Below are 26,453 nucleotides of genomic sequence, written 5' to 3'. Positions count from 1 at the left end.
CCGTGGTGCCGGGCGCGATTCGTCTTTATCGCTGGCGCTTGCCGCATAATCTATGCCCCCCACGGTCATCGGCGGCGCGCGAAAGACACGGACTGCCCGGGCCGCCTGCGTTACGCTGTGTGGCATCACCACAGCGAGCGCCGCGATGCCCCAGTTTCAATCCTTGCCTTCCATTCGTGCCTGCCTGCCGCTGGCCGCCATCCTGACAATGGGCGCAGCGCCGCGTCAGGCAGACCAGCTTGTCGTCACGCTGCGGCCCGACATGGCCGATGGCGCGGTGGCAGGGGTCGCCGTGGCGATGGGCTTGCCCGCGCCCGCCGATGGCACGCTCCTGCTGGCAGCGCCGGTGGTCTATCCCGGTGCGCCGGGCGTGGCGGACCGGCTCAGCGGCCTGGCCGTGAGCGACGCGCAGGGGGCGGTGCCCTTGGCCGTGAGCGAGGATCCGCCGGTCAAAGGCGGGTTCCCGTGGTATCGGCACTGGCGCGCCACCCGCGCGGTGCACGGGCAAGTGGCGATCCGCTATCGCGCCACGGTGATGCAGGCGGGTGGACCCGGCGGGCCGGCCTTTGGCCTGCGCGCGGTGGGCGGGGGCCTGGCGGCGTCGGGTGGCGGGTTCCTGCTGCTGCCGGAAAACCGCGACGCGCTGCCCGCCCGCTTGCACTGGGATCTTTCAGCCATGGCCAAGGGCGCCAGCGCGGCAATCTCCTATGGCGCCGGTGACGTGGTGGTGCCCGGTGGCGCGCAGGCGCTGGCCGATAGCTGGTTCATGGCCGGGCCGCTGGGCCACTGGCCAGCGACCGGCACGCGCGATGGCTTTGCCGGGACCTGGCTGGGTAAGCCGGTGTTCGACGTCCCCACCGCGCTGGCGCGGGCCGGGGCGGCGCACCGCTATCTGCAAGGCTATTTTCCCCATATGAAAAGCCAGCGCGCCTATCGCATCTTCGTGCAGTTCCGCGATGCGGCGCCCTATGGCGGCGGCACGGCGCTGGACCAGTCGTTCATGCTCTCGCGCGGGCCGCTGGCGCCGGGTGAGCAGGGCGAAATGCCCAGTTCCCTGTTCTTTCACGAGATGATCCACCAGTGGACTGGCCAGATCGAGGCGCCCAGCGGCATTTCCAGTTGGTTTTCCGAAGGGCTGACCACCTATTACGAAGACGATCTGCAATGGCGCGGCGGGTTTGAAAGCGGCGATGCCTATCTCGAAGCGGTCAACCGCCTGGCGCGGCGCTATTTCACCAGCAAGGCGCGCAACATGGCCGCGGCCGACGTCGTCAAGATCGGCTTTGGCGATGAAGAAGTGCGCCACATCGTCTATTACCGCGCGGCGATGTATTTCCATGATCTTGACGCGCGCATCCGCGCCCACAGCCATGGCCGGCGCAATCTGGAGAGCGTGCTGTTCCCGCTGTTCCTGTCGCGCGAGCAGGGCGTGCGGTTTGATACCGAGGCTTGGCTGGCGGCGATCGTGCGCGAACTGGGCGACGAGGGGGAACGCGACCGGTTCAAGCGCCTGATCCTCGACGGCACGGACACGCTCGATCCTCTGCCAGACACTTTCGGCCCCTGCTTTGCCCGCGTGGCGGCGCAGTGGGACACGCCCCATGGGCATGTGAATGGCTGGCAGTGGCAACGGGCCGCTTCACCTGTTGGGGCATGCCGGTGAACCGATCTGCCCTCGCGCTGGCGCCGCTGCTGCTGGCTGCGGCACCGCCTTTGGCGCCTGAGCCGGCGCAAGATGGCCCGATTGCCCCGGCGACCAGCCACCATGCCATGGCCACACCCGCCGGGCGGCTGGACTATGACGCCGTGTTCGAGCAGCAGGTGCTGAGCGGCGCGGATGGGCAGCCGGCGGCGACGATGTCCACGATCGCCTATCTGCGCAGCGGCACGGCCGATGCGGCGCGGCCGGTGATCTTTGCCTTCAACGGTGGGCCGGGGGCTTCGTCTTCTCCGTTGCATATCGAGGCCATGGGGCCGCGCCGACGCGACGCCACCGGCCTGGTGGACAACGTCGAGACCCCGCTCGATCGTGCCGACCTGGTGTTCGTCGATCCCGTGGGCACGGGGTTCAGCCGCCCGCTCACGCCCAGTGGCGGTGCCCCGTTTTGGAGCGTGGCGGGCGATGCGCGGGCCATGGCCCAGGCGATCACCGGCTGGCTGGCCGCGCATGCCCGCGCCCATGCGCCGGTGATCGTGGTGGGGGAAAGCTATGGCGGCACCCGTGCGGCGGCGATGCTGCCCTTGCTCAAGCAGGTGAACCTGGCCGGCCTGGTCCTGCTCTCTCCCGCGCTGGTGATCGGGCCGCAAGGGGACAGCGAGCTGGTCGAGGCACTGCCGGCCACGGCTGTGGCCGCTGCGGCCCACGGCAGGGGCGCGCTTGCGGGCCTGCCCCCGGCACAAGTGGAAGCGCGCGCGGCAGCCTTTGCCGCCGGTCCCTATGCCCGCGCCTTGCTGGCCGGCAGCGCCCTGGCCCCGGCAGAGCAGGCCCGCGTGGCGGCGCAGATGGCGCGGCTGATCGGCCTGCCCCCGGCGACGATCCGCGCTGCGCGCTTGCGGGTTGACGTGGAGATGTTTCGCGCCGCGTTGCTGGCTGATCAGGGCAAGGTGGTGGGCCGGCTCGACAGTCGCGTGGCCGCGCCGCGCCCGGCGCCGGTGGCCGGGCGACCATCGGCGGCCAGCGATCCCGCGCTGGGGCTGGGCGCGAGCAATGTGATCGTGTCTGCCGCGCTGGGCGATTACCTGCGCCGCGAACTGGGCGTGCAGACCGCGCGCGACTATGTTGCGCTGACGCTGGACGTCAATTTCCAGTGGCGCTGGCCGCGTGTGGAGGGGGCAGGCGGGGATGAGGCCGATCGCCTGCCCGATCTGCTCGGCAACCTAGCCCAGGCCATGGTCGATCATCCCGCTCTGGAGGTGACGCTGGTGGGTGGGTATTACGACATGGCCGTGCCACTGATGGCCACGCGCGATGCGCTGCGCCATGCTTGGCTGCCGCCATCGCGGGCGCGGCTGGTGGCGCTGCCGGCAGGGCATTCGGTCTTTGCCGATGCGCCGGGCCGCCGGGCGATGCGCGCCATCATCGATCAGCTCTTGCGCGCGAACGCGAACCACCAGGCCAACCCCACGACGAGCCAGCCGCCCACCAGAAGATAGGGGCGCGGATCGGCTTCGACGCCAAAGGCGGCAATGGCCAGCGCCGCCACCACGCCCGCCAGGCCGACGAGCGTGACCGTAGCAGGCGTCATGCCCAGTGCCGCACGGGCGTGGATTTCGGGGTAATGGCGGGCAACCACCGTTGCCGACCACGAACAAGCGGCATATTTCAGCATGGTCGGCAGATTGACGGCGAGCAGCAGGAACACCAGGCTTTGCGGCAGGAGCATGCCGGCCATGGCGCAGGCCCAGGCCAGCAGCACGGCCACATGCGGCGTGGCAAAGCGCGGGTGGACCCGGCCAAGCGCGGTAGGCAGGGCGCCGCTGCGGCCCATGGCAAAGAGGCTGCGTGAAAAGGTCAGCGCCAGCGCGTTCATCGACTTGACGATGGAGAGGGTGGCGGCGCCCACGATCAGGATCGTGGCGGCCGGGCTGCCCATTGCCACGCGCGCGGCATCGAGCAGCGGCGCCTTGCTGGCTGCCAATCCGGCCGGGCCGACCAGGCCCAGTGCTGTCGCTGCCACGGTGCCATAGACCAGCGCCGTCAGCGCAATCGCCAGGGCAATGCCCAAGGGCATGGTGCGCGCGGGGTTGCGCACTTCCTCCCCGATTTCCACTGCGCTTTCGATGCCCAGGAACAGGCTGATCATCAGCGGCACGGCGGCAAGCACATGGGGCAGCGGCACCGAGAGCGGAGCCCCCATCGTGGCCACGCGCAGATGCGGTAGGCCCAGCGTGACCAGCAGCGCCAGCACCACCAGAAGCAGGGCCATGAGCGCGGTCTGCGCCTTGGCCGCAAGCGCGACGCCGCGATAGTTGAGCGCGAAGACCAGCGTGATCAGCGCCGCCATCGCCGGCAGCGGCGGCAGTGGCACGACCATGCCGAGATAGCCGACCAGCACCTGGCTCAGGATCGCCATGGCGCCCACGTTGGCCACGATGCGCATCCAGGCGATGAGAAAGCCCACCGCCGGATGGATGAAGCGGCGCGGCCATTCATACGATGCGCCCGAAACCGGCAGGGCAGACCCGAGATAGGCATAGGCCAGGGCAAAGATCAGCATCGGCAGGGCGGCCAGGCCGATCGCCGGCAACAGGCCCGCCCCGGCCACTTGCGCCGTCGGCCCCAGGATCGTGAAGATCGACACCCCGATCGCGGTGCCCGCGCCGAACGTGACGACACCGATCAGGCCAACCGATTTGCCGAGCTCACTCGGCGTTTCCGACGCGCTCATCGCAGCGTGCCGGTGATGAAGGCGCGCAAGTCTGCGGCCAGCGCCTGCCGTGCATCGCGGCCCAGATAGGCCATGTGCCCGGCGGGATAGGTGCGGAAGGCAACGCGGTCTGCCGGCGCACCGGAATGGGCCATGGTATCGCGCGCCGTGCCCAGCGGGGTGACCAGGTCATAGAACCCGGTGCCTACCAGCACGCGCAACGCCGGGTTGCGGTTCATCGCCGTGGCAAGGTCGGTGGCATAGTTGCCGGGGGACGAACCATAGTCCCACGCGCCGTTCACATCGCGAAAGGCAATCGCCTTGTAGGGCTGGGGCAGGTCGATCTTGAGCGTATCGCGGGCATAGGCGTCCCAGGCGGCGACGAAGCCGGGCACATATTGCGCCATGGCTGGGTCATCGGCCACCGGGTCTGGCCCGGCGGCGGCCAGCGGCAGGGTGAAGCGGGCATCGTAAAGCCCGGTGCGCCGCCCTTCGCCTGCAAGCAGCAGGCGGGCAAAGGTCGTGCCCGACAGGCGCAAGTCATTGGCCAGGATCGTTTCGGCGGAAACACCGATGAGGCGCGCCATGGCTTGCGCCACGGCAGCGCGGCGCGCGGGGTCGAGACGCGAGCCGGCATGGAGCGCGCCCAGGTAGGTGTCATTGACAAAGGCTTGCGCGGCATCGGCCTGGCCCTGCGGGGTGCAGTCTGGCGCCACCTTGTGGAAATGGCACGCTGTGGCCGCCAGGCTGGGCAGGATGCCGAGATAGCCGCGATCATCGCCCACCCCGCCATGAGCCATGTCCATCGCCTGGCCCAGCAGGATCACGCCGTTCAGGCTGATGCCGTCCATCTGTCCGGTCTGGGTGGGGCCGCCGGCCAGCAGCCGCGCCACCACTGCTGCTCGTACCGTGCCATAGCTTTCCGAGAGGATGTATTTGGGCGCGTTCATCCGGCCGTGGCGGGCCAGCCACTGTTCCATCACCTGCACCGTGGCCACCGCGTCCTGCTCCACCCCATAGAACATCGCCGGGGTGCCATCGGCCAGGATGCGGCTGTAGCCGGTGCCGGGCGGATCGATCAGCACCACGTCTGCCACGTCGAGCGGGCTGTCGGCATTGACCACGGTGTGAAACGGAGCGGTGGTCTGCGGATGATCGGGATCGTCGAAATCGATACGCTGCGGGCCAAGGAGGCCCATGTGCAACCAGAGCGAGGCCGAACCTGGGCCGCCGTTGAACACGAACAGCACCGGCCGGGTGGGATCGGGTTTTGCGGTCTTCCCGCCGGCTTTCAGATAGCTTGTGGCAAAGACGCTGGCCGCCGCCTTGCCATCGGGGCTGGGCAGGATGAATTCCTCTTCGGCCGCTTCATAGGCGACGCGCGTGGTGCCGAACGTGCCCTGGCCCCTGGTGACGAAGGCGCGCGGCGCAGTGTCCTGCGCCTGCGCGGGCAGCGGGGCGGCCAGCGGGGCAAGCGCCAGGGCAGCAGCCAGGATCAGGCGATCAATCGGCATGGTCGGCAATCTCATATCCAAAGGCGGAGCGGGCGGTCAGCCCGGCATCCTGGCTGGCCAGGCTTTCCTTGGCGGGATGGAGCGGCGGCGGCGTGGTGAATGGAGCAATGCCCAGCGCAGCGTAGATCTCGCTGGGGAAATAGGCGACCCCGCCGCGCAGCACCAGGCGGGGGCGGCGGATCGCGGCAATGTCTTCCACCGGATTGCCCGGCACCAGCACCAGATCGGCGAGCTTGCCCCGCGCGATCGTGCCCAGTTGCCCCTCGCGCCCGAAAAAGCGCTCGGCATCCAGCGTATCGGCGCGCAGCGCCTCCGCCGGGGTCAGGCCTGCCTTCACATAGAGTTCCAACTCGCGCTGGACGGCAAAGCCGGTCGCCTCGTCGGTGCCGGGCAGCAGCACGATCCCGGTGCGATGCAACATGCCGATGGTTTCCAGCACTTTGGCAAAGCCGCTGTGATAGGCAGCATCGGTGGCGGCATCGGGCAGGGTGACGAACGAACGCTTGCGGTAGCGCTGGAAGCCGATCGGCATGTGGCCGAGGAAATCCTCCTGCCCTGGCGGCACTTGGCTGGCACGGCTGAGCATCAACTGTTCGAGGATCGAAGCCGTGGTATCGAGCGCCACATGATGCTGCTGCATCAGCCCCACCGTATGCTGCACGGCGGGCGCGGCAAGATCGAGGCTGCCCGCGCGGGCCATGGCCGTCAGGCGCAGGGGCGTGCGGCTGTCTTCGCCTGGCTTGAGAATCCAGCCCAGCATCAACTGGTTGATGTGGGCAATGGAATCATAGCCATCGGCAATCACCCGGTCGGGCGTGTCGAAGGCGGGGACATGGCCGGTCACTTTGAGGCCGAGGCGATGCGCCTCTGCCGCGATGGGCGCCACCCAATCGGGGTTCATCGAGTTGTAGATCTTGATTTCGGCATAGCCGCGCGTGGCGTACCAGCGCACGTCCTTGAGCGCTTCGTCCACGCTGGCGGGAATGAAGCCGAAGCGCGCCGAATAGGGGCTGCGCCCTTCAATGAAGCCATTGGGCACGATGCGCGGCCAGGCCACTTGCCCGGCATCGACGCGGGTGATCAGGTCTTGCAGGAAGGCATTGTCGTTGCCCATGTCGCGCGTGGCGGTGACCCCAGCGGCCAGATAGAGCAGGCCCGAAGGCAGGCTGGAATGCGAATGCATGTCATGCAGCCCCGGATAGACCGTGCCGCCCTGGCCATCGATCACCGTCTCGTCGGCCGGATCGGGCGCAGCGGGGTCTTCGGGCAAGACCTGGGTGATCGTGTCGCGCATCACCACGACGGCCGACAGGGCAGAGCGGGTGCCGCTGACCGGATCGAACACGTGCACGTTGCGGATGCGCAGCGGCGTGGCAAATCGGTGCGCCAGTTGCTGTTGCAGCGCCAGGGCGCGCGCCGTTTCCAGCTCGGTCGCCAGCTTGCCCAGCATGGGCACTTGCGCCTCATGGCCCGCGCGGATCGTGGTGCCATCGGCGCCGGGGCCGAACACGCCCGCCAGCCGCCCCGCGCCATCGAGCAGGACATAGCCGGGGTTGAGCTGCACCCCGGTGATGCGCCAGGCGGTGACCGGCAGGGCCGCCTTGCCGCTGCCCAGCGTGAACTTGCGCACCGCCTGCGCGCAGACCCGGCCCGAGGGCAGCACGGCCAGGCAATGGTTAGGCCGCCCCATGGCCGCGCGGGCATAGAGCGCCAGGGCATAGGGGCTGTCATCGTTGGCGATGTAGAGCGGCGGGCGGGCAGAGGCCTGGCTGCCGGCGTCCGCCTGGCTTTTCCAACGCGCCACCTGGCCCGCATAGGCATAGCTTTCATCCACCGTGCCGCCCATCAGCGAGGTGCCTTTGATCGTCCAACTGGTGGGAATGCCGGTGGGATCGAGCTGCAAGTCCTCGTGATGCTTGGGGCCACGGCCATTGTCGTCCACGCGGTAATCCACGGCCACGCGGTTGCCCTGGGTGTGGATCTTGAGCGAGCCGACGGTCTCGCCGTTCGACACGATGACAAGGTTTTCGTCCGCCGCGCGCGCAGCGAAGGGGGCTGCGACCAAGGCAAGTGCAAGAAGGGCGCGGCTCATCGTGGCGCCTGCCCGGTTTGAACCGGAGCAGTCCTGGAGATCAACATGCGAATGTCGTTCCCCAGGGCCTGGGCCGTGGCGGCCACCGAATAGCCGGTGTGGCCCCCGTCGTAATAGCGCAAGGTCACGCGCTGCGGATCCCAGCCCGATTGCGTGGCCAGCAGTTCGGCCCCGCCCATCGTGGTCTGCGTGTCGTAATAGCCGTTGGCGACCAGCACCTGGAAACGCGGGTTGGCGGCCATCATCGCAGTGATCCCCTGGTAATAGGGCCAATCGGCAAAGGGGCTGGCGCCCGATCCCCAGCCCCACTGGTCGAAGCCTTCTACGGACGCGGAAAGGACATAGGGCTGCGTGTCTGCCACCTTGAGTTCTTCGCGGCGGTAGCGTTCGAACAGGCGGGCCAGGGTGTCGGTGATCGCTTCGGAAGCATCGGGTGCGCCGCCCGTGGCGGGGGCGGGCATGGTGTAGCGCGCATCCATGCGGCCGAGCACCAGGCCCTTGTCCTTGAGCAGTTCGACGCGATAGCGTTCCTTGGATATGCGCAGGTCGTGCGCTAGGTACCAGGTGGCCGGGATCCCGGTGAACGCTGCCAGGCGCGCGGCAACACGGGCGCGATCGGCAAGGGGCGCGGCGCTGCCCTGATAGAGCACGGTCAGGTAATCGCCCTTGGCAAACGCGCGCGCGGCGGCGAGGAATGCGGGCAAGTCCATGCCCTGGAATGCCGGGTCCTGCCGATCCGCCTTGCCATGATACCAGGCGATCGCCGCCAGCGTGGGCAGCGAGGCGACATAGCTGGTGACATTGGCGGGGCGCTGGGCATATTCGATGATGTTGGCCGCCTGGCCATAGAGCACCACGCCGGCCAGCGGCAGTGGATCGGGCCCCTGCGCCAGTTGCCGCGCGATTTCGCAGGCGCGGTTGGTGCCATAGCTTTCGCCCAGCACATAGACCGGAGCTCCCGTCCGCCCATGGGCAGCCAGCCAGGCGCGGATGAAGGCGGCAACTTGCGCAGCATCGGCGCGCACCGACCAGAACGCATGGGGATCGGTGCCCGGCGCCACGGTGCTGAACCCGGTGGAAGCGGGATCGACGAAAACCAGGTCTGCGGCATCGAGCGGCGAGGCGGGATTGTCTGCCAGGGTGACTTTGGCCGGATCGGCGGCGATATCGTCAGGGAATGCCGCCCGGCGCGGACCAAGACCGCCGACGTGGACATAGGCCGAGGCCACGATCGGCCCGCCGTTGAACGCGAACAGCACCGGCCGCGTCGCCGGGTTGGCGCCATCGCGCAGATAGGCAAAGCTGACGAGGCGCGCCGCGCCATCGGCGGTCTTAACCTCGGTAGCCTCGACCCGCGCGGTATAGGCCACAGTCTGCCCGCCGAACGTGCCCTTGTGGTGGGTGATGACCGGCGTTGCCAGTACGGTTGGCGGCAGGGGCATTGCCGTCTGGGCATGAAGCTGGGCGGCGGCGCAGAGCAGGAGCGGAAGCAGCAGGGCGCGCATGGGCAGGGGCTTTCTCAAAGGGTGCAGGCCGTGCCGGGTGCAACGGGCACGCGCTGCCATTGCCAGGCATCGACGGTTTCGCCACGTGGCAGATACGTGACGGTAAAGACACGGCCATCGCGGCGCAGGCGTAGGGTCAGTTGCTGCGTCTGCTCGCCCTGGATGCCATCCTGCGGCACGGGATCGACAATCTCGTCGCCATCGCGCACACCCGCCAGCGCGGCGGCAGAGCCGGGCACCAGGCTGCGCACGACACGCTTGGGCTCGGCCAGAACGTCTGTCGCAAAACCCAGGTCATAGCGGCGCAGGCGAGCAGTCGTGCGGGCAAAGCACGGGCCAAAGGCGTCGGATGCCGGCAGCGGCACCGCGCCATCCAGGAATGCGCGGAAATCGGCCACCGCCTGCGGCCCCAGGTGCCGGGCCAACTGGTCTTCCCAATCGGCGTTGGCGAGAGCGGCACCGGCCTTTTGCCGGGCCAGTAGGGCAAGGACGAGTGTGTCGAGGCTTTCGCGCCCGCCGCTCTTCTTGCGCAGGGCGTGGTCTACCGTGGCGAAATAGAGCATGCCGCGGTCATAGGGCAGGGTGCGGATGCGGGTATCGGCCCAGAACCGCGCCGGCACTTGCGCATTCGGCACGCTGGCCATGGCGCTGGTGTAATAGCGCGCGGCCGTCCAGTTGAGATCGTGCAGGAATGCATCGGCATCGATCATGCCAAAGCGGAACGGCAGGCGCGCCTGGTAGAACGTGGCCAGCCCTTCGCCGAACCACGAGGATTCGAGGCCCTCTGGCCGGGTGATATAGGGCTGGAACGTGTGGAACATCTCGTGCGCCAGCGTGATGCGGATGCTCGCCAGATCGGCCCCGCGCCCTGTGCCGAAGGTGGTGACGAATGCGTTGCGCAGGCCCACCCCGCCGCCTGCGTTGATCGGGTTGTAGCGCAGGAACACGCCATAGGGCGCGGGCCGGGTCTGCCCGAACATCTGCCGGTAATGGCCATGGAGCGCGCCGGTCCACGCCAGCAGCGCGCCGGCATCGAAGGCCGGGCGGCCCTGCCAGGCGCCGAAGAAACCATCTTGCGCATGGGCAGCAGGCCAGGTGCCGATCGGGCCGGCCATGAAGAAGCTTTGCCGCAGGGCGCTGGCATCAAGCGGCTCTGCCGCCGTGACCGTGCCGGCGCCCAGCGAACTGACCCCACGACTGCCCTTGGGCGCGCGCGACAGATCGAAGCCGAACGTGGTGCGCCAGTGCGTGGTGCCGGGGGGCAGCAGCAGGAAGACCTGCCCAGCGGCTGAAACGGCGCCACCATCGGCGCTGAAGGCAAAGGGCGGGGCAGGGCCGCGCGGGGGCAGGCTGGCCTGGGCGGGCACACGATAGGAGACGACGAGCGTACCCCGGATCGCCCGCGGCGCCAGCCATTGCCGTCCTGGCCCACCGCTGACCGCATCGCCATCGGCGCTGTCGGCCAGCACGGCATCGCGCGGGCGCAAGAGCAGCGGCCCGGCCGCATCGTGCGCGCGCAGCGGACCCAGCAGGCTCGCTACGGTATCGACATTGCTGGCCACCAGCGGCAGTTGCAGCACCGGCGCCCCGGCCTTAGCCGCGAGGCCGGAGAGGCGCAGCGTGACTTCCACCGTGCCCACGCGCGCCCGGTCCGCCACATCGGCGCGCGGGGCAAAGGTGACGGCGAGCGCGGGCGACGCGGCGTGAGCCGGGGCCGGCAACAGCGCGGCTGCGGCCACCAGGGCAGGCAGGAAGCGGGGCAAGTGCGGCATTGGCAGAAGATCCCCCTTGCTTGCGATCAGATGCTGGCCTGGCGCAGGGCCGCTTCCAGCGCGGCAAGGCCGGCGTCAAGTTCGGCATCGGGCAGGCAGAAGCCGATGCGGATGTGCCCGGCCTGGCCAAAGAATTCGCCCGGCGCCACGATGACGCCGCTTTGCGCGATCAGCGTTTCTGAAAAGGCGCGGGTATCGGCAATGCCGGGCAGCGCGGGAAAGCAGATGCAGCCCGCATCGGGCAATGCGCCCGCCATCAGTCCGGCCTCCACCATGCGGGCATACCACGCGGCAAAGCGGGGCCGGGCGCGCGCGACATGGCTGCGCCAGTGATCGGCAAAGGCGTCGGCGCGCAGCATCACTTCGGCGGCGACTGCATGCGACAGGGTGGAAACCCCGAATTCAGCGCGTGCGGCATAGTCACGCAGAGTGGCCATCACGCCGGGTGCGCCCACGATCCAGCCACAGCGCAGCACGCCCAGGCCGAAAATCTTGGTCAGGCTCGACAGGCTGATCACCGCCGGCGAGAGCGTGCACGCCGGGCCGGGGCGGCTGGCCTTGTCGGCATAGTCGCCATAGACTTCGTCCACCACCAGCAGCACGCCGCGTGCCTGGGCCAACTGGGCGAGCGCGGCCAGGGTATCGCGCGGGATGCCCATGCCCGAGGGATTGTGCAGGTCAGACACCACGATCAGCCGCGTTTCCGGGCGAAGCGCGGCGGCGACCTGGTCCAAGTCGATGCCGAAATGCGGGGCGGGCCGCGTGAACGTATCCACGCCAATCCCCTGCACTTGCGCGGCGCCAGCAAACAGATCGAAACCGGGCACTTCCACCAGCACGCGATCACCGGGCCGGAGCAGCGCGCGATAGAGCAGGGCGAGGCCGCCAGTGGCGCCGGTGGCGCACAGCACCTGGTCGATATCCACGCCATGGCTTTGCGCCAGCATCGCGCGCACGAAGGGATTGCCATCGCCAAAGGCGCTGACATAGCGCGGCGAAAAATCGGGCTCGACCGTGGCCAGAACAGCCTGGCGCAGCAAGGCGCGCGGTTCGGGCACCGAGCTTTCGAACAGGCTCACGATCGGGCGCGGCGCCTTGCGTGCCAGCGCCACCGCAGCGGCAACCCATTGGGCATAGGCCATCGGCGCGGGGGCGATGGGCGGGGCGGCCAGATCGGGCGAGGCAGCAGGCAGGGCAGTGCAGGTCATTGCGCCGATCCTATCGGCCAGGCGTGGCGCTTGTTATGCGATCTGTGCCCGCCGTGCGGCCCCCAGCGCATAATCCTTGTTGCCATGGCGGCAAAGCCGGTCAAAGCCCCCATGCAAAGACCTTTGAGTGCAGGCATGCCAGATCGCGGCCATGCGGACTGCGCAAGCGGCCGTTCCGTGCTTCCCCTGTCAATTGAGCACCCAGGCAAACACTGGCGCTTCGCATCGGAGGCCATGACCGCGCGGCGTCCTGAGCCCGCTGGGAACGCGCGAGAATTCAGTCCGTTGCGCCCGAATCGGACTGCCCGATGCTGTCCATCAGGTTGCCGATCAACCATTTCAAGCCCGGGTCTTCAGCCCGCGTGCGATGATATTGTACGCATTCGTGCAATGGAGCGATGGGGACGGGAAGGGGCTGCCACGCGATCGGTCTGTGCCGTGCGGCGCGGCGCGCGTATCGTTCCGGAATGATGGCCAGGCAATCGGTGCTCTCCAACAGGTCTGCCACAATGGAAAAATATGCCGCGCCCATGGCAATTCGCATGGTGATGCCGCATTCGGCCAGCTCGTCCGCGGCGAAGGAGCGGCGATCGCGACCGATCTGTGCCGCGATGAACTTGCTGGCCACCAGGGTTTGGCGTGTCACTGGTTCGCGGATCAGTGGATTTTCGCTCCATCCCGCCACGACATGGCGATCTTCGAACAGCAATCGGGCAGGATGCATGGCGCTTAAGAACTGCTGCGGCGAAATGAACAGATCGAGTTCGCCACTATCGAGCAGCCCGAGCGATGCATCGCCGGGGGGACTGACTGTGAACGAGATGTCGGGTGCGATCTTGCGGACGCCGGGGAACCATTCACCGAGAATCGCGGAGGCGACGAAGTCTGACGCCATGATCCGGAAGTTGCGCCGGGATGTCGCCGGTTCGAAGCCCGCCTGTATGGAAACCAATGCATTGGCATCGGAAAGCAGGGCGCGGAGCGGTTCGCGCAGGGCAAGGGCATAGGCCGTTGGCAGCATCTGCTTGCCATTCTGGGCGAGCAGCATGTCTCCGAAATGGTCGCGCAGGCGGCGCAGGGCAGCGCTGATCGCGGGCTGGGTGGTGTTCAACTGCTCGGCGGCGCGGGTCACGTTCTGCCGCTCCAGCAGGACGTCGAGCACGACCAGCAAATTCAGATCGAGACCTTTGAAGCGCATACTCTGCCATGTGGTTTATTTATCAATCCTGATAAAAACATAAGATTTCTCGTATGACAAGCTGCGCCTCATACTCTCCCGCATAAGAAACAAACCAAGGGAGAGACCATGCGTCAGCCATCGCGTTTGCGAGCTGTTTTGCTTGCCTGTTCGATTTTTGCCCCCTCTGCCACGGCGCTTGCGCAAGAGGCCACAGCGCCGCAAGCGCCGACAAGCGGGCTCAATGACATCGTGGTGACGGCGCAGCGGCGGTCCGAAAGCCTGCAACGCGCGGCGCTGGCCGTGAGTGCGGTTTCCGGCGATGCCCTGGCGACAGCGGGGATCACGCGGCCCACCGATCTTGGCACGGTCGTGCCGGTCTTGCAGATTGCTCCGGCGGCCGGCCCCTATACGCTATTTTACTTGCGCGGCGTGGGCAATTTCAACGGCAATGCCTTGTCCGATCCGGCCATCGCTTTCAATTTCGACGGCGTCTACGTCGGGCGGCCCTCGGCCACCACGGGTTTCTTCTATGACATCGATCGCATCGAAGTGCTCAAGGGGCCGCAAGGCACACTCTATGGCCGCAACGCCACGGGCGGCGCGATCAATGTCATCACCACCAAGCCGCGCCTCAATGAAACGTCGGGCGCGGCAAGCGTCGAATACGGCAATTACAACGCCGTCAATGTCGATGCCGCGTTGAACCTGCCGCTGGGCCAGAACGCGGCCCTGCGTGCGGCGGGCACGTTCGTGCGCCACGATGGCTATATGCGCGATGGCACCGACGATCAGAACGATCTCTCCGGTCGCCTGTCGTTGCGGTGGGAGCCTTCGGCGGCTGTTTCCGTCAACATCGTGGCTGATGCCTTTCGCCAGCGCGGGAAAGGGCAGGGCGGCACGCCCGTCGCGCTGGGTATCGATGGGCGTCCAGGCTATCTTTCTGACGAGGGCAAGGCGTTCGTGGCGACGCAGCCCAACCTGCTGCTGGGCCAGTCGATGACGCCGCTCAGCCAGACGCCGTTCCTGCACAACAACTTCTGGGGTGTTTCCGCCACCGTTGACTGGCGCACTGCGCTGGGTACCTTCACGGTGATCCCCGCCTATCGCGAAGGCAGTCTGAACTTCCGGTCGGACGTGCCGGGCTTTTACATCTGGCAGCGCGAACGGGATTACCAGGGGAGCCTGGAAGCGCGCCTGACGTCTGACGACGCGCGGCCGTTGCGCTACCTGCTCGGCGGTTTCTATTATCGCGAAACCAACCGCATCCCGTTCTACTACATCTACCAGCAGGCCAACGTGAACCTGGTGCAATACCGCCAGGACGACGAGAACGCGGCCGCGTTCGGGCGCCTGACCTATGCGGTGACGCCGAGCATTCGCCTGACTGCGGGCGCGCGCTATACCAGCGAGGTCAAGCGGCTTGACGGGACGCTGGCAGGCAATGTCCGGGCCTGCGTGCTGGCCAGTTGCCCCGACGCCGATCCGCTGTCCTTCTCGCTGGCACTGGACCCGCCCAATTTCAATCCGGCTGCCGGCGCCGGCACGGTTACCCTGCCGGTGTTCGTTGACAACAGCGGAGCCAGTGGCCGGCGTGCGCATTTCGATCGTGCCACGTTCCGGCTCGGCGCCGACTGGGATGTGACCGACCGCAACCTGCTCTATGCCAGCTACGAATCCGGCTTCAAGTCGGGTGGTTTCTTCTTCACGTCGGACGAGGGCGTCTATCGCCCGGAAACGATCAGTGCTTTCACGCTGGGGAGCAAGAACCGGTTCTGGGGCCAGCGCATCCAGATCAATGCCGAACTGTTCTACTGGATCTATCGCAACCAGCAGATCAGCCACCTGGTCAACGATTCCGCCGGGCAGGCGATCTTCGCCACGCAGAACGTCGGCCGGGCAACCTACAAGGGCGCGGAGATCGATGCCCGTGCCAGGCTGGCGACCAACACCGAACTGAGCGCCGATATCCAGTATCTCGACGCGCGCTATTCCACCTTCGTCTACGATGCGCCCAACACCAATGGCGGGGTGAGCAACGGCACCGGCTGCCCCAGCCTGGCCGTGAGCACCAATTACACCATCGATTGCTCCGGGTTCCGGCCACCTTATGCGCCGGAATGGACGATCAATCTGGGCGGCCAGCAGACCATTCCGCTCCAGCGCGGCGATCTCGTCGCCGATGTCCACGCGCACTGGCAATCTACCACGTTGACGGGTCTGGAATTCGTGCGCGACGAATACCAGAAGGCCTATTGGCTGGTCGATGCCCAGTTGACCTACCGTGCGCCGGGCGACCGGTTCACGCTTGGGGTCTACGGTCGCAATCTGTTCGATGCGACGACCATCGCCAATTCCGGGCCCACCGCTTTCACCATCTACACCTCGGCGGCGCTCAATCCACCGCGCACCTATGGCGTGCGGGCATCGGTCAAGTTCTGACCAGCGCAGCCTTATTTCGGAGAAAGACATGAGCCGCTTCTTGAAGAACGTCTGGTATCAGGCGGGATGGTCGCGCGAACTCGACGATGCGGGCCAGATCGCGCGCACGATCATCGGGCAACCCGTGCTCGTGTTCCGCAACGCGGATGGAACACCCGGCGCGGTGGTTGACCGATGCCCCCACCGCCTGGCACCGCTTTCGGCCGGACGAATTGCCGATGGGGTGGTGACCTGTGGCTATCACGGGCTGGGCTTCTCCGGCAGCGGCGCCTGCGTTCGCAATCCGCATGGGCCGATTACATCCGCGCTGCATATCGCTGCCTATCCCACGGTGGAGCGCCATCGCGCCATCTGGGTGTGGCTTGGCGATGCGGCCAAGGCAGACCCGGCGCTGATCCCCGATCTCGGTTTCATCGACCAGACCCCTGAAAGTGCCCAGGTTACCTTGGCGATGCCGACGGCAGCCGACTACCGCCTGCTCGTCGACAACATCATGGACCTGAGCCACGCAGACTTTCTGCATGCCACCACGATCGGCGGCATCATGGTCGAGGCGCGCAAGACCAGCCGGGTCGAAGACGGGAAAGTGATCGCCACATGGGATGCGCGCGATTGCGTGCCACCGCCGGCTTTTCGTCCGATGGTCCACCCGGCCGAATGTGCAGATATCTGGACCGAGGTGACATGGCATGCGCCCGCCGCGATGGTGCTGGGCACTTCCGCTGTGCCGGCGGGGCAAACCCAGGCACCGGGTGACATTGCCTGGACCCTGCACAACATGACGCCCGAAAGCGCCACGACGACGCATTACTTCATCTGCTCCACGCGGCCGTTCCTGCTCGACGATGCAGAGTTTTCCCAGATGCTGAACAAGGCGCTGCGCCAGGCCTTCGAAGATGAAGACAAGCCGATGCTGCAACGCCAGCAGCTCAGCATCGGGAACAACGATATCGACGATCTCAATCCGGTGCTGTTGCCGATCGATGCCGCAGCCGTGCGTGTCCGGCGCCAGATGGCTGCCTTGCTCGCGGCAGAAGCCCAGTGAGGGGCATGGGGCGCAAAGGCGCCCGCCTGCCGGGCGGTTCCTGGCCGTTCATTCTGGTGCTCTATGCCCACGGCGTGCTGGCCATCATGTCTGTGGCGATGCTGGCACCGCTGGCGGGGAAACTGGCACGAACCTTTCCGCAGGCGCCGGCGGCGCTGCTCGGGATGGTGATGTCTGCCCCGTTCGTCGCTGGCGCGTTGCTGGCCGCCGTTGGCGCCGGCTGGGTTGGACGGTGGGGCGCCCACCTGGGCTTGCGCCTGGGGACGATGGCGATCCTTGGCGCCGACGCGGCATGTCTCGCGCCGCTCCCGCTCGGCATGCTGCTGGTGGCACGGTTGGCACAGGGCATTGGCGTGATGCTGGTGCTCAATGCGGTACCGGTATGGATCATCGCCGGCACCCGCCCGGAACGCCGCGCGCAGGCTCTCGCCGTGTGGTCGACCTTCACGTCCGCTGCATGGATTCTGGGGCCATTGCTGGCCATTCCCTATCTGGGCGATGCCGGTGGCGGCGCATGGCGCGGCGTGTTCGCAGCCCATGGCTTGATCGCGATTGCGGCTTTGCTGGCGGGGCTGTGGCTGCCTGTTGCCCAAAGCCCGGCGATGCAGACGGACGCTGTGGCAGACCGCCCGTCCGGGGCGATCGAGACGGTGACGCTCGCGCCGCGCCTGGCGCTCGCGCTGGCAATGGGCGGGATGGTTCTGAGCGGGGTGGGCGTCAACATCATGCTGCCTTTCCTGGCCGGAACGCGCATGGGTTGGACCGCGACGCAAGCGGCGGGCCTGGTATCGTTGTTGACCGTCCTGTGTCTGCTTGCAGGCATTGCCATGGGGCGTATGCTGGCCATCACGGCCAGTCCGCGCCGCTGGCTTGGTCCGCTGGTTGCCGTGGGAGTCGCTGCACTGGGCGCTTCCTTTCTGCTGAAGCCGGCAGCACCGTTGCTGCTGGCGGCCCTTGCCGCGTGGAGCGCTGTCCAAGGTGCGGGGCTGGCGCTCGTCATGGCGCAGATCCCCGTGATCGCACGCGACAGGGCCGATCGGTCGAAGCTGGCCGGCATGATCAATCAGGCCGCCAGTCTGGGCGGACTTGTCGCGCCACCGCTGTTCCTCATGGTGCAGGCGCCAGGCGGCCTGACGGCGGTGGGCAGTCTTGCGGTTGCGTGCTGGCTGATCGCGGTGATCGCGGTTTGCCGAGGCCAGGGCGCCGGGATATCGCCGGTGCAGGCACCGACCCCGACTTGAAAAGCGTTGTGTGCCACAACGCCTGCGAGCGTCCGAAACACCCAAGCGGGATGACGAGGTCTTTTGCCGCAGCATGCCGAAGAGCAGGGCTTTCAGGAGGCCCTGCTCTTCGGCATCGTAGTGGGATCAGTTCCCGGCCACGCCGAGCACGGCCAGCACCAGTGTTTCCACGCCGGTGCGGATCGCCGGTTCGGGCTGGGGCGCAAAGAACGGGGAGTGGTTGACCGGTACTGGTTTCCCTTCGCTCTTGAGCCGAGCGAGCATGGCCGGATCGCTTCCGCCCACGGCGAAGAACACCGATTGCGGGACGCCGGCGTTGACGAACTCGGAATAGTCCTCGCTCGCCGTGCCGCCCGGCATGGTGGCCGGCACCAGGGCGACATGGCCGTCGCCCAGCGCGGATTGCAGCACGCCCGCGAGGCGGGCCGCCAGTGCCGGGTCGTTGATCACCGAGGCCGTTCCTTCCGTGTGGGCCACGTCTGGCGCATCGGCGTGGGCCATCGTCGCGACGGCGCGCGCAGTGGTGTCGACCCCATCGAGCAGCAGTTTCCGCACGTCGGCATCATACGACCGCAGCGTCAGCTTGAGCACGGCGGTGTCGGGGATGATGTTGGGGGCAAAGCCGGCATTGAACGCACCCACCGTGATCACGCCGAACTTCTGCGGATCCTTCTGCCGGCTGATCACGGTTTGCACATCGTCGACAAAATGTGCGCCCATGACGATCGGATCGATGCTCTTGTCGGGCATCGATCCATGCGCGCCCTGGCCATGGAACGTGACGATCACGCTGTCCGACGCCGAACTCACCGTACCCTGCTTGACCACCACGTGCCCCGCCACATCGGGCGTGACGTGGGCGGCAAAGGCATAGTCCGGCTTGGGAAACCGGGTGAACAGGCCATCGGCCAGCATTGCCTTGGCGCCGCCGATCTTTTCCTCGGCCGGCTGCCCGATGAACACCAGCGTGCCGTGCCACTTGTCCTTCATCGCCAGCAGCGTCTGTGCTGTGCCGACCCACCAGGTCATGTGGCTGTCGTGGCCGCAGGCATGGTCGGTCGGGGTCAGCTTGCCATCGATGGTCTGCTGGTAATGGCTGGCATAGGGCAGGCCGGTCTTCTCCTCCAGCGGCAGGCCGTCCAGCTCGGTCCGCACCATGACCACCGGGCCATCGCCGTTGCGATAGACGGCGACCACGCCGGTCTGGCCGACGTGCTCGGTAACCGTGAAGCCGATCTGCCGCATCCGCGCGGCAAGCAGTGCGGCGGTGCGGGTTTCCTGGAACCCCACTTCGGGATGCTGGTGGATATCCTTGTAGAGCGCGTCGAGCGCGGGGTAGATCCTGTCGAGCTGCGCGTCGATCGCGCCGCGTGCGGCAGCGGCATCGAGTGGCGCTGCTGCTGCGGGCAAGGCCGGCGCTGCCAGCGCCATGGTCATGGCGCCGGCCAGCAAGCACCTGGCGCGGATGAAGCGAGGCATGGGCGTTATCCTCCTTACAGGCTGAAGCGGGCGTTGAGGCCCCAGGTGCGCGGCTGGATGGAGTAGGTCAGGTTGGTGTAGCCATAACCGCTGCTCACCGCGATCGCCCCCGTCGTGTCGGTCAGGTTGTTGCAGAACAGGTAGAGGCCCATCTGCCCATTCTCGACGCCGATGCGCGCGTTCGCCGTGGCGTAGTTGCCATAAGAGGTGTGATAGGGATCGGACGGGCGGAACGTGCCTTCCTGGTGGCCGGTATAGGCGCCATCGACGCGCACCAAGCCATCGAGGCGGGAGGTGAGCGCCCAGCTATAGCTGGCCGAAGCCGATGCGGTCAGGTCAGGCGTGTTGGGGATCGGATCGCCCGCCTTGCCGGTGGAGGCGGTGATGAGCACGGCCGACGACGACTGGTCCTGCGTGAGATGCGCGTCGGTATAACCCAGCGCCCCGTTGAGCGTGAGACCGTGGAGCGGACGGGCGGTGAGGTCCACTTCAAGGCCGCGAATACGGGCATGGCCGGCATTGGTGAGGAACGCATAGAGCCCGTCGGCAGTGCGCGCCGAAGTCTGCATGTTGCTCCATTCGATGTCGAACAGCGCGCCGTTGAGCACCAGCTTGTCGCCCAGCCAGCTCGACTTCAGGCCCACTTCGTAATTCCACAGGCTGTCGGGCTTGTAGGACACCAGGTTGGCGGCAAGGCCGGGGATATTGTTGGCGCCGCCGGGGCGGAAACCCTTCGATGCGCTGGCGTAGACCATCACGCGCGGGGTGATGCGATAGTTGATGTTGAACTTTTCCAGCCAACCATTGGCCGTGGTGGTTGCCTGGCTGAACGGCGCGGCCAGGGTGCCGGTGTAGTAGTTGGTGATATAGGATTGGCCGCTGGTGGTCTTGCTGTAATCGTAATAGCGCAGGCCGCCGGTGATCGTCAGGCCCGGCAGCGGCTTGAGCGAGACTTCGCCAAATCCGGCCGCCTGGCGAGACCGCGTGGCGACATAGCGATAGACCAGCGGCGTGATCGGCAGGGTGATCGAGCCGTCCGTGGCGTTTTCGCTGATCACGTTGCTGTCGATGTGGTCGTTGCGCTTTTCGTAATAGACCCCGACGGTCCATTCCAGCCACGAGGGCATCTGCGCGGCGTTGGATGCCAGGCGCGCTTCATAGTTCTGCGAATGGACCCAGGCGGGCTGATAGCCGACCGCCGGCAGCAGGGCGAGGCCCGCAGACTGATAGGCGGCGAACTGGTCGCTGGTGCAGGCCGTGCCGCCCTGGGCCTTGGCGCATTGCGCGGTGGAATTGGCGTATGCCCGCACCGAGGGCGTGAAATCGACGGTGCGGATATAGTTGTAGTTGTAATAGCTGGCCGTGCCGGTCAGCGTGGCGAACCCGAGGTCGCGATCGGCCTTCAGGTTGTAAAGTTGCATTTCGGTGTGAAACGGCAGTTGTGCGGGCGAATTGGTCTTGTAGCGGCCGACGCTCGGGTACCAGCCCTGCTGATCCGGTGCGTCGCTCTTCTGGTAGCTGAGCGTGGCAGTGATGGTGGTCAGTTCGTCGGGCTTGAAGCCGATGATCCCGCGTCCGCCCCAGTTGGTGGAACGGTTGATGTTCTGCGTGCCATAGGTGACATTGTCGATCCAGCCGGGCTTGCGCTCGTCATAGCCCACGACGCGCACCGCCAGCTTGTCGCTCACGATCGGCACGTTGACCATGCCGCGCAGGAAATAGCCCGCCGATCCGCCTTCGGTGGTGGTCACCTGGGTTTCGCCGCCCGCTTCCACCTTGTCGTAATCGGGCTTGTGGAAAATCACCCGCAGGGTGCCGGCCATCGAGCTGGCGCCATAGAGTGTGCCTTGCGGCCCGCGCAGCACTTCCACGCGCTCCACGTCGAACAGGTTGAGATCGGCCGCGACCGCGCCGGAATCCTGCGTCGTGCCGGCCGGGCCGGTGACCGGCGTTTCATCGTAATAGAGGCCAACCGTCGCTTCGCCTGCGGCATTGACGCCGCGGATCGAGATGCGGTTCGAACCGGCCACACCGCTGGTGACGTTGAGGTTGGGAATCTGGCGGAAATAGTCGTTGAGCTGGGTCGCGCCGGTCTTGGCAAGGCCATCGCCGGAAATCGCCACGATGCTGAGCGGCGTGGTCTGCACCGTGGAGGTGCGGTGCAGGGCGGTTACCACGATATCGCCGGCGGCGGGGGGGACGTCCTGTGCGGCGGCCTCTTGTGCTGCCGTAGCGGGGGCCGATGGTGCGGCATCGGCGGCGTGGGCCGTTCCGGCCAGCAGGACATGCGCAGTGATCAGGCCGGAAACGGCCAGGATGGCTTTGTTCATGGTGACTCCCTGTCCTCGTATCAGGGGCGCTGCGATGCCGCTTCCCGTGGCGCGTCGCTTCGCGTTCCCCTGCTCGACTAGACGCGGGCGCGGTGCGGTCCCTCATCGGGGTGGCACATTTTTTTCCTCTCAGTGAAATTCAGCGTGCAGCGTCACGCCCATGGTGCGCGGCCGCTGATAGGTAACCAGGTCGGTGCCGCCGATCGTCCCGGCCCAGACGCGGCCCTGGCCATTGGCAATGTTCTGCACGAACAGCCCGGCGCGCCATGGCCCGCGCGCCAGCGCCACATCGGCATCGAGCGTGGCGAAGCCGCCCAGGGCAAGGCGATCGACCACCGTGCTGGCGCGAAAGGCGCTATAGGCGCGCCCGGCATAGTGAACGAACAGCCCGGCATCGGCTTGCCAGGCCGCCGTCTCTGCTCCGGTGGAAAGGCGCCACTGCCGGCGCAGTTCGGCGCTGGCCGCCCATGGTGCCACATAGGGCAGGCGCTCGCCCGCGCGGCCGTCGGTGGTGGCCGTGCCCGAAACCTGGTCATAGACCAGGCGCGCGTCGGTCACCGTGGCCTGGACCTTGGCCTGCCAGCCATGCCCCAGCCCACCCCCCAGTGCGAGCTCCGCCCCGTTGATCCGCGCCGCGCCGATGTTGGTGATGAAGGCATAGCTGCCATCGCTCGACATGGCGGCATATTGCATGTTGGACCAGTGCTGGTGAAAGCCGGTCAGGTCGACATGCCAGGCCCGGTGCAGCGGGGCAAAGCGGGTGCCGATCTCCAGGCTTGTAAGCCGGTCGTCGTGATAGACCGCCAGGCTGTCTGGCAGGCCCGGCACCACGTTGATCCCGCCAGGGCGGAAGCCGTTGGCCACTTGGGTATAGACCAGCAGCCCGGCGATAGGCCGCGCCTCGACCCGCGCACGGCCGACCCACCCCTGCGCGCGATAGCCCAGGTTGAATGCCGATGGGCCGAACGGCCCGGTGAACGGATTGGCCAGGGTGACCACGCTTTGCGTGTCCCGCACATAGTGGAAATAGCGCAAGCCGCTCGACACCGTCAGCCACGGCAGCACGCGCAGGCTGCCATCGCCGAACAGCGCATATTCGGAAAGCTGGCTGGCGAAACGGCGGTCGGATACGGCGACGGTTTCGGGAAGCACCAGGCCGGTGGCAGCGTTCACGCCCAGGCTGCCGCTCTGCCCTGCATCCGTGCGCCGGCTGGCGAACAGTCCGGCTGTCCAGGTCAAGGTCCCTTCTGCCGAAAGGCGCAGTTCTGCGCTGGTGATATCCACCGCCAGGGGCTGCGCCACCAAGGTCGGGCTGTTGGCAAGCAGATAGCGGTTGAATCCGGCCATCTGCGTGGCGCTGCATGACGATGTGCCGATTCCGGCACAAGCGGCGCAAGCCGTGCCATCGCCGAGGTGGTTGAGTTGGCTTTGGGTGAAATCCCAAAAGCGGTGAGGGCGCCACCACGAGCGCGCCAGCGTCGCATCCAGGCTCACCCCGGCGAGCTTGCCATGCAGATCGAGCGCAGCCATCGCGAACGTATCGAAGAATGGCACGATTACCTGGCCCTGCGACTGGTTGGGCAGGGCGCCGGCGGTGGTGCTGTGGGTATTGCCGATCCGGCTGCGTTGCCACACGCCGGTCAGATCGGCCCGCCAGTCGGGCGCAAGCTGCCAGCGCAACGCCAAGCGCCCGCCTTCGCGCACCTGGTCGTCGGTATTGGATCGGCCCAGGCGCGGAAAATCCACGACGCCGCCGGTATATTCGTGCCAGCCCACGGCGCGCAGTGCGATCTGGCCGGGCACCAGCGGCAGGTTCATCGCTGCCGTCACACTGGCGGAAGGGGCGCCGCTGCGGGTCGTGCTGGCACTGCTGTCCAGGCCAAGCGTCCGCTGGTCCAGTTGCGGACCGTTGAACAGCACGCGCACGGTGCCGGCCAGCGAACTGGTGCCGTAGAGCGTGCCTTGCGGCCCGCGCAGCACTTCCACGCGGTCTACATCGGCCAGCACGAGGTCGGGCGTCATCAGACCCGGATCGCTGGTCGAGCCGCCGGGGCCGGCCACAGGAACATTGCCGTAATAGAGGGCGACGGTCGCCTCGCCAGCGGCATAGGCACCGCGCATGGTCAGTCGGTTGAAGCCGGGGCCTGATGATGTGACGGTCAGGCTGGGCGCCAGACGCGCCAGGCCCTCCAGCGACGTGGCCTGGTCATGCATGAGGTCTTCGCCACGCACCGCGACCAGGCTGATCGGCGTATCGGTCAACAGCGTGGGACGGCGCAGCGCGGTGACCATGATGTCGCCCGCGGCCAGGGCCGGCAGGGCCGCCGATGGCGTGTTGTGCGCAAGTGGCACGGTGGGCTGCGGCAGGACCAGCAGGCTGCGTGGGCCGGTGCGCTCCACGGCAAGGCTGCTGCCGGCAAGCAGGCGGCGCACGATCGCGGAGGCATCGCCCGACAGCGTCACTGCCCTTGCGCGGCGGCCCGCCACGGTTTCCGGGGCAAAGGCGATGGTCGTGCCGGTGGCGATCGCAACCGCCCGCAGCGCTTCGGCCAGCGGCGCGGGCGGCAGTTGGCGTGGCGCCGGGATCTGCGGCCTGCCTTGCGCGAACGCCGGCGACCCGGCCATGGCCATAGTGGCCACAGCCAGCAGCAAGCCGGCCGCACCGCGCTGGGCACGGCCTGGCCGGCGCCGACAGGCGCCCGATTTTTCCCTCATTGTCCGGCAGCTTGCCAAAGCGGCCGCGTCTTGGCTAGCTTTCCCGTCCATGTCCTCCAAACGGATCAGCCAGCAGGCCGGCGATGGCCCGATCTCCGCGTTCGAGCGCCATCGCCGCGCGGTGCGCACTTGGCTGGGCCGGCGGTTGCGCAATCCCGCTGACGTCGATGACGCCGTGCAGGACGTGTGGCTGCGCGCGCACGAGCGGCTGGACAGCGGCGAGGTGGCCAATCCGCGAGCCTATCTTTTCACCGCCGCCAGCAGCGTGGTGCATGATCGCGCGCGCCGCGCCGTGGTGCGCAGCGAGGATATGCACCACGGTCTTGAAGAAAATGATCATCCCGTTGAGTGGATCACGCCGGATCGCGTCTTGGAAGGTAAGGAGGCGCTTACCGTCGTCATGAACCGGCTTTCGACCATGCCCGAACGCACGCGCGATGTTTTCGTGCTGCACCGTTTCGAGGGCCTGGCTTATGCCGAGATCGCCCGCCGCATGGGCATTTCGGTCAGTTCCGTGGAAAAGCACATCATGAAGGCGCTGCGCCTGTTGCTGGAGATCGAGGAATGAGCGCGGACCAAGGCGACGCGGCGGGGCGCGAGGGACAACCCGCGCTGGACGCGGCGATTGCCCATTTTGCGGCGCGGCGCGCCGGGCGACCGGTGGCGGCGCCCGGCGATGCACAAACCCAGGCCGCCCTGGCCGAGGTGGAAGCGCTGTGGGCCGGGCTCGATCAGGTTGCGGATCACGAGGCGGTGATCGCGATGCGCGCACAGGCTCTGGCGCGGACGGCGGGCGGCGTGGCTGCACAACCGCGCCGGCGGTGGCTGGCCGTGGCGGCAGCGCTGGGCGTCGTGGCGATTGGCGTGGGCACGGTACTGGCGGTGCGATCAGGTTCGCCGCTTCCATCCGCCGCGCCACAACTGGCCATGCGCACGCTGGAAAATGGCGCAGCCGGGCCGCGTACGGTGAGCCTCGCCGATGGCAGCCAGATCACGCTCGACGCGCAGACGCGCGTGCTGGTGGGCGAGGATGCTGGCCGGCGCAGTGTCGTGCTGGCGCAGGGGCGCGCCTATTTCCGGGTCAAGCATGACGCCGCACGGCCATTTCGGGTGGAGGCCGGGCCTCTGTCTGTGACCGATGTCGGCACGGTGTTCGAAGTGAGCCGGGCAGGGGATGGCGTGGCCGTGTCGCTGGTGGAAGGCGCGGTCGACGTGGGCGCGCCCGGCCTGGCGCCGCGCCGCCTGTCGCCGGGGCAGCACCTGGCCTTGCGCGGGGGCGAGGCCGTGCTGGGCCGGTCGGACATCACCGGCGCGCCGGGATGGCAGGATGGCATGATCGTGGCCGACGCCGAGCCGTTGGCGAGCCTGGTCGACCGCTTCAACCGCTATCTCGCGCAGCCGCTGGTGATCCGCGATTCGCGCACCGGAACCGTGCCGGTCAGCGGCGCTTTCCGCGTCGATGATCCGCAGGCGCTGGTCGATACCGTGGCGGCCATGGGCCATCCCGGCGCGCTGTCGCGCGGCCCGGCAAAGCCATGACATCCCGCTTCACATTGCATTGAAAAA

The 26,453-nt window shown here is 67.4% G+C and carries 17 protein-coding genes; 7 read left to right on the top strand and 10 right to left on the bottom strand.

Annotation, left to right across the window (positions count from 1 at the left end; translation table 11 throughout):
• Positions 1-163: 163 nt before the first annotated feature.
• Entirely contained in the window at positions 164-1,663 is a 1,500-nt protein-coding gene (locus IE191_RS01855) for a M61 family metallopeptidase (RefSeq protein ID WP_191322625.1), read from the top strand.
• On the top strand, positions 1,660-3,153 hold the full coding sequence (locus IE191_RS01850; RefSeq protein WP_191322624.1) for a S10 family serine carboxypeptidase-like protein: 1,494 nt from the start codon (positions 1,660-1,662) through the stop codon (positions 3,151-3,153). Before IE191_RS01855 ends, IE191_RS01850 begins: the two co-directional genes overlap by 4 nt.
• Here the strand turns inward: IE191_RS01850 and IE191_RS01845 are convergent.
• The 7 genes from IE191_RS01845 to IE191_RS01815 all read right to left on the bottom strand — a co-directional run bounded on the left by IE191_RS01845 (position 3,084) and on the right by IE191_RS01815 (position 13,656).
• A complete protein-coding gene (locus tag IE191_RS01845) occupies positions 3,084-4,388 on the bottom strand; it encodes an APC family permease (protein ID WP_191322623.1) in 1,305 nt (434 codons plus the stop codon). The genes IE191_RS01850 and IE191_RS01845 overlap by 70 nt on opposite strands.
• On the bottom strand, positions 4,385-5,881 hold the full coding sequence (locus IE191_RS01840; protein ID WP_191322622.1) for a S10 family peptidase: 1,497 nt from the start codon (positions 5,879-5,881) through the stop codon (positions 4,385-4,387). Before IE191_RS01840 ends, IE191_RS01845 begins: the two co-directional genes overlap by 4 nt.
• Positions 5,871-7,946, bottom strand: a complete 2,076-nt coding sequence (locus IE191_RS01835; RefSeq protein WP_229815033.1) for an amidohydrolase family protein — start codon at positions 7,944-7,946, stop codon at positions 5,871-5,873. The genes IE191_RS01840 and IE191_RS01835 overlap by 11 nt, the downstream gene beginning before the upstream one ends.
• 23 nt (positions 7,947-7,969) lie before the next feature.
• Positions 7,970-9,478, bottom strand: coding sequence for a S10 family peptidase (locus tag IE191_RS01830; protein WP_191322620.1), 1,509 nt, complete (start codon positions 9,476-9,478; stop codon positions 7,970-7,972).
• A 14-nt stretch (positions 9,479-9,492) separates the two neighbouring features.
• Positions 9,493-11,250 (bottom strand): M61 family metallopeptidase, encoded by a 1,758-nt coding sequence (locus tag IE191_RS01825; protein ID WP_191322619.1) that lies wholly within the window; start codon positions 11,248-11,250, stop codon positions 9,493-9,495.
• Positions 11,251-11,276: 26 nt separating this feature from the next.
• Positions 11,277-12,458 (bottom strand): pyridoxal phosphate-dependent aminotransferase, encoded by a 1,182-nt coding sequence (locus IE191_RS01820; protein ID WP_229815032.1) that lies wholly within the window; start codon positions 12,456-12,458, stop codon positions 11,277-11,279.
• 277 nt (positions 12,459-12,735) lie between these two features.
• Positions 12,736-13,656, bottom strand: coding sequence for a LysR family transcriptional regulator (locus IE191_RS01815; RefSeq protein WP_191322618.1), 921 nt, complete (start codon positions 13,654-13,656; stop codon positions 12,736-12,738).
• Positions 13,657-13,890: 234 nt separating this feature from the next.
• Here IE191_RS01815 and IE191_RS01810 point away from each other — a divergent pair, with 234 nt between their 5' ends.
• From IE191_RS01810 to IE191_RS01800, 3 genes are read left to right on the top strand one after another with little or no spacing between them, the layout of a single operon-like run.
• Positions 13,891-16,077 (top strand): TonB-dependent receptor, encoded by a 2,187-nt coding sequence (locus IE191_RS01810; protein WP_191322617.1) that lies wholly within the window; start codon positions 13,891-13,893, stop codon positions 16,075-16,077.
• Positions 16,078-16,105: 28 nt separating this feature from the next.
• Entirely contained in the window at positions 16,106-17,122 is a 1,017-nt protein-coding gene (locus IE191_RS01805; protein ID WP_191322616.1) for a Rieske 2Fe-2S domain-containing protein, read from the top strand.
• Between the two features lie 5 nt (positions 17,123-17,127).
• Positions 17,128-18,363 (top strand): MFS transporter, encoded by a 1,236-nt coding sequence (locus IE191_RS01800; protein ID WP_191322615.1) that lies wholly within the window; start codon positions 17,128-17,130, stop codon positions 18,361-18,363.
• Between the two features lie 126 nt (positions 18,364-18,489).
• Here IE191_RS01800 and IE191_RS01795 read toward each other — a convergent pair whose 3' ends face one another.
• The 3 genes from IE191_RS01795 to IE191_RS01785 all read right to left on the bottom strand — a co-directional run bounded on the left by IE191_RS01795 (position 18,490) and on the right by IE191_RS01785 (position 24,797).
• On the bottom strand, positions 18,490-19,842 hold the full coding sequence (locus IE191_RS01795) for an amidohydrolase (RefSeq protein ID WP_191322614.1): 1,353 nt from the start codon (positions 19,840-19,842) through the stop codon (positions 18,490-18,492).
• Positions 19,843-19,856: 14 nt separating this feature from the next.
• Positions 19,857-22,172, bottom strand: coding sequence for a TonB-dependent receptor (locus tag IE191_RS01790; protein ID WP_191322613.1), 2,316 nt, complete (start codon positions 22,170-22,172; stop codon positions 19,857-19,859).
• Between the two features lie 129 nt (positions 22,173-22,301).
• Positions 22,302-24,797: a TonB-dependent receptor gene (locus IE191_RS01785; RefSeq protein ID WP_191322612.1), complete on the bottom strand. Its 2,496-nt coding sequence runs from the start codon at positions 24,795-24,797 to the stop codon at positions 22,302-22,304.
• Positions 24,798-24,936: 139 nt separating this feature from the next.
• Between IE191_RS01785 and IE191_RS01780 the strand changes: the two genes are divergently transcribed.
• Together IE191_RS01780 and IE191_RS01775 are read left to right on the top strand one after the other, a co-directional pair.
• On the top strand, positions 24,937-25,455 hold the full coding sequence (locus IE191_RS01780) for an RNA polymerase sigma factor (protein ID WP_191322611.1): 519 nt from the start codon (positions 24,937-24,939) through the stop codon (positions 25,453-25,455).
• Positions 25,452-26,426, top strand: coding sequence for a FecR family protein (locus tag IE191_RS01775; RefSeq protein ID WP_191322610.1), 975 nt, complete (start codon positions 25,452-25,454; stop codon positions 26,424-26,426). The genes IE191_RS01780 and IE191_RS01775 overlap by 4 nt, the downstream gene beginning before the upstream one ends.
• The last annotated feature ends 27 nt before the right edge of the window (positions 26,427-26,453 follow it).

The sequence above is a fragment of the Novosphingobium pokkalii genome, from assembly GCF_014652855.1.
Lineage (GTDB): Bacteria > Pseudomonadota > Alphaproteobacteria > Sphingomonadales > Sphingomonadaceae > Novosphingobium > Novosphingobium pokkalii.
The sequence above is the reverse complement of the archived record's forward strand: the minus strand, read 5'-3'. Positions and strand labels throughout refer to the sequence as shown.

Excerpts from the sequence above, each read along its gene's own strand:
- IE191_RS01845 (WP_191322623.1), bottom strand. The coding sequence starts at position 4,388 with ATGAGCGCGTCGGAAACGCCGAGTGAGCTCGGCAAATCGGTTGGCCTG.
- IE191_RS01840 (WP_191322622.1), bottom strand. The coding sequence starts at position 5,881 with ATGCCGATTGATCGCCTGATCCTGGCTGCTGCCCTGGCGCTTGCCCCG.
- IE191_RS01830 (WP_191322620.1), bottom strand. The coding sequence starts at position 9,478 with ATGCGCGCCCTGCTGCTTCCGCTCCTGCTCTGCGCCGCCGCCCAGCTT.
- IE191_RS01825 (WP_191322619.1), bottom strand. The coding sequence starts at position 11,250 with ATGCCGCACTTGCCCCGCTTCCTGCCTGCCCTGGTGGCCGCAGCCGCG.
- IE191_RS01820 (WP_229815032.1), bottom strand. The coding sequence starts at position 12,458 with ATGACCTGCACTGCCCTGCCTGCTGCCTCGCCCGATCTGGCCGCCCCG.
- IE191_RS01815 (WP_191322618.1), bottom strand. The coding sequence starts at position 13,656 with ATGCGCTTCAAAGGTCTCGATCTGAATTTGCTGGTCGTGCTCGACGTC.
- IE191_RS01805 (WP_191322616.1), top strand. The coding sequence starts at position 16,106 with ATGAGCCGCTTCTTGAAGAACGTCTGGTATCAGGCGGGATGGTCGCGC.
- IE191_RS01800 (WP_191322615.1), top strand. The coding sequence starts at position 17,128 with ATGGGGCGCAAAGGCGCCCGCCTGCCGGGCGGTTCCTGGCCGTTCATT.
- IE191_RS01795 (WP_191322614.1), bottom strand. The coding sequence starts at position 19,842 with ATGCCTCGCTTCATCCGCGCCAGGTGCTTGCTGGCCGGCGCCATGACC.
- IE191_RS01790 (WP_191322613.1), bottom strand. The coding sequence starts at position 22,172 with ATGAACAAAGCCATCCTGGCCGTTTCCGGCCTGATCACTGCGCATGTC.
- IE191_RS01785 (WP_191322612.1), bottom strand. The coding sequence starts at position 24,797 with ATGGCCGGGTCGCCGGCGTTCGCGCAAGGCAGGCCGCAGATCCCGGCG.
- IE191_RS01780 (WP_191322611.1), top strand. The coding sequence starts at position 24,937 with ATGTCCTCCAAACGGATCAGCCAGCAGGCCGGCGATGGCCCGATCTCC.
- IE191_RS01775 (WP_191322610.1), top strand. The coding sequence starts at position 25,452 with ATGAGCGCGGACCAAGGCGACGCGGCGGGGCGCGAGGGACAACCCGCG.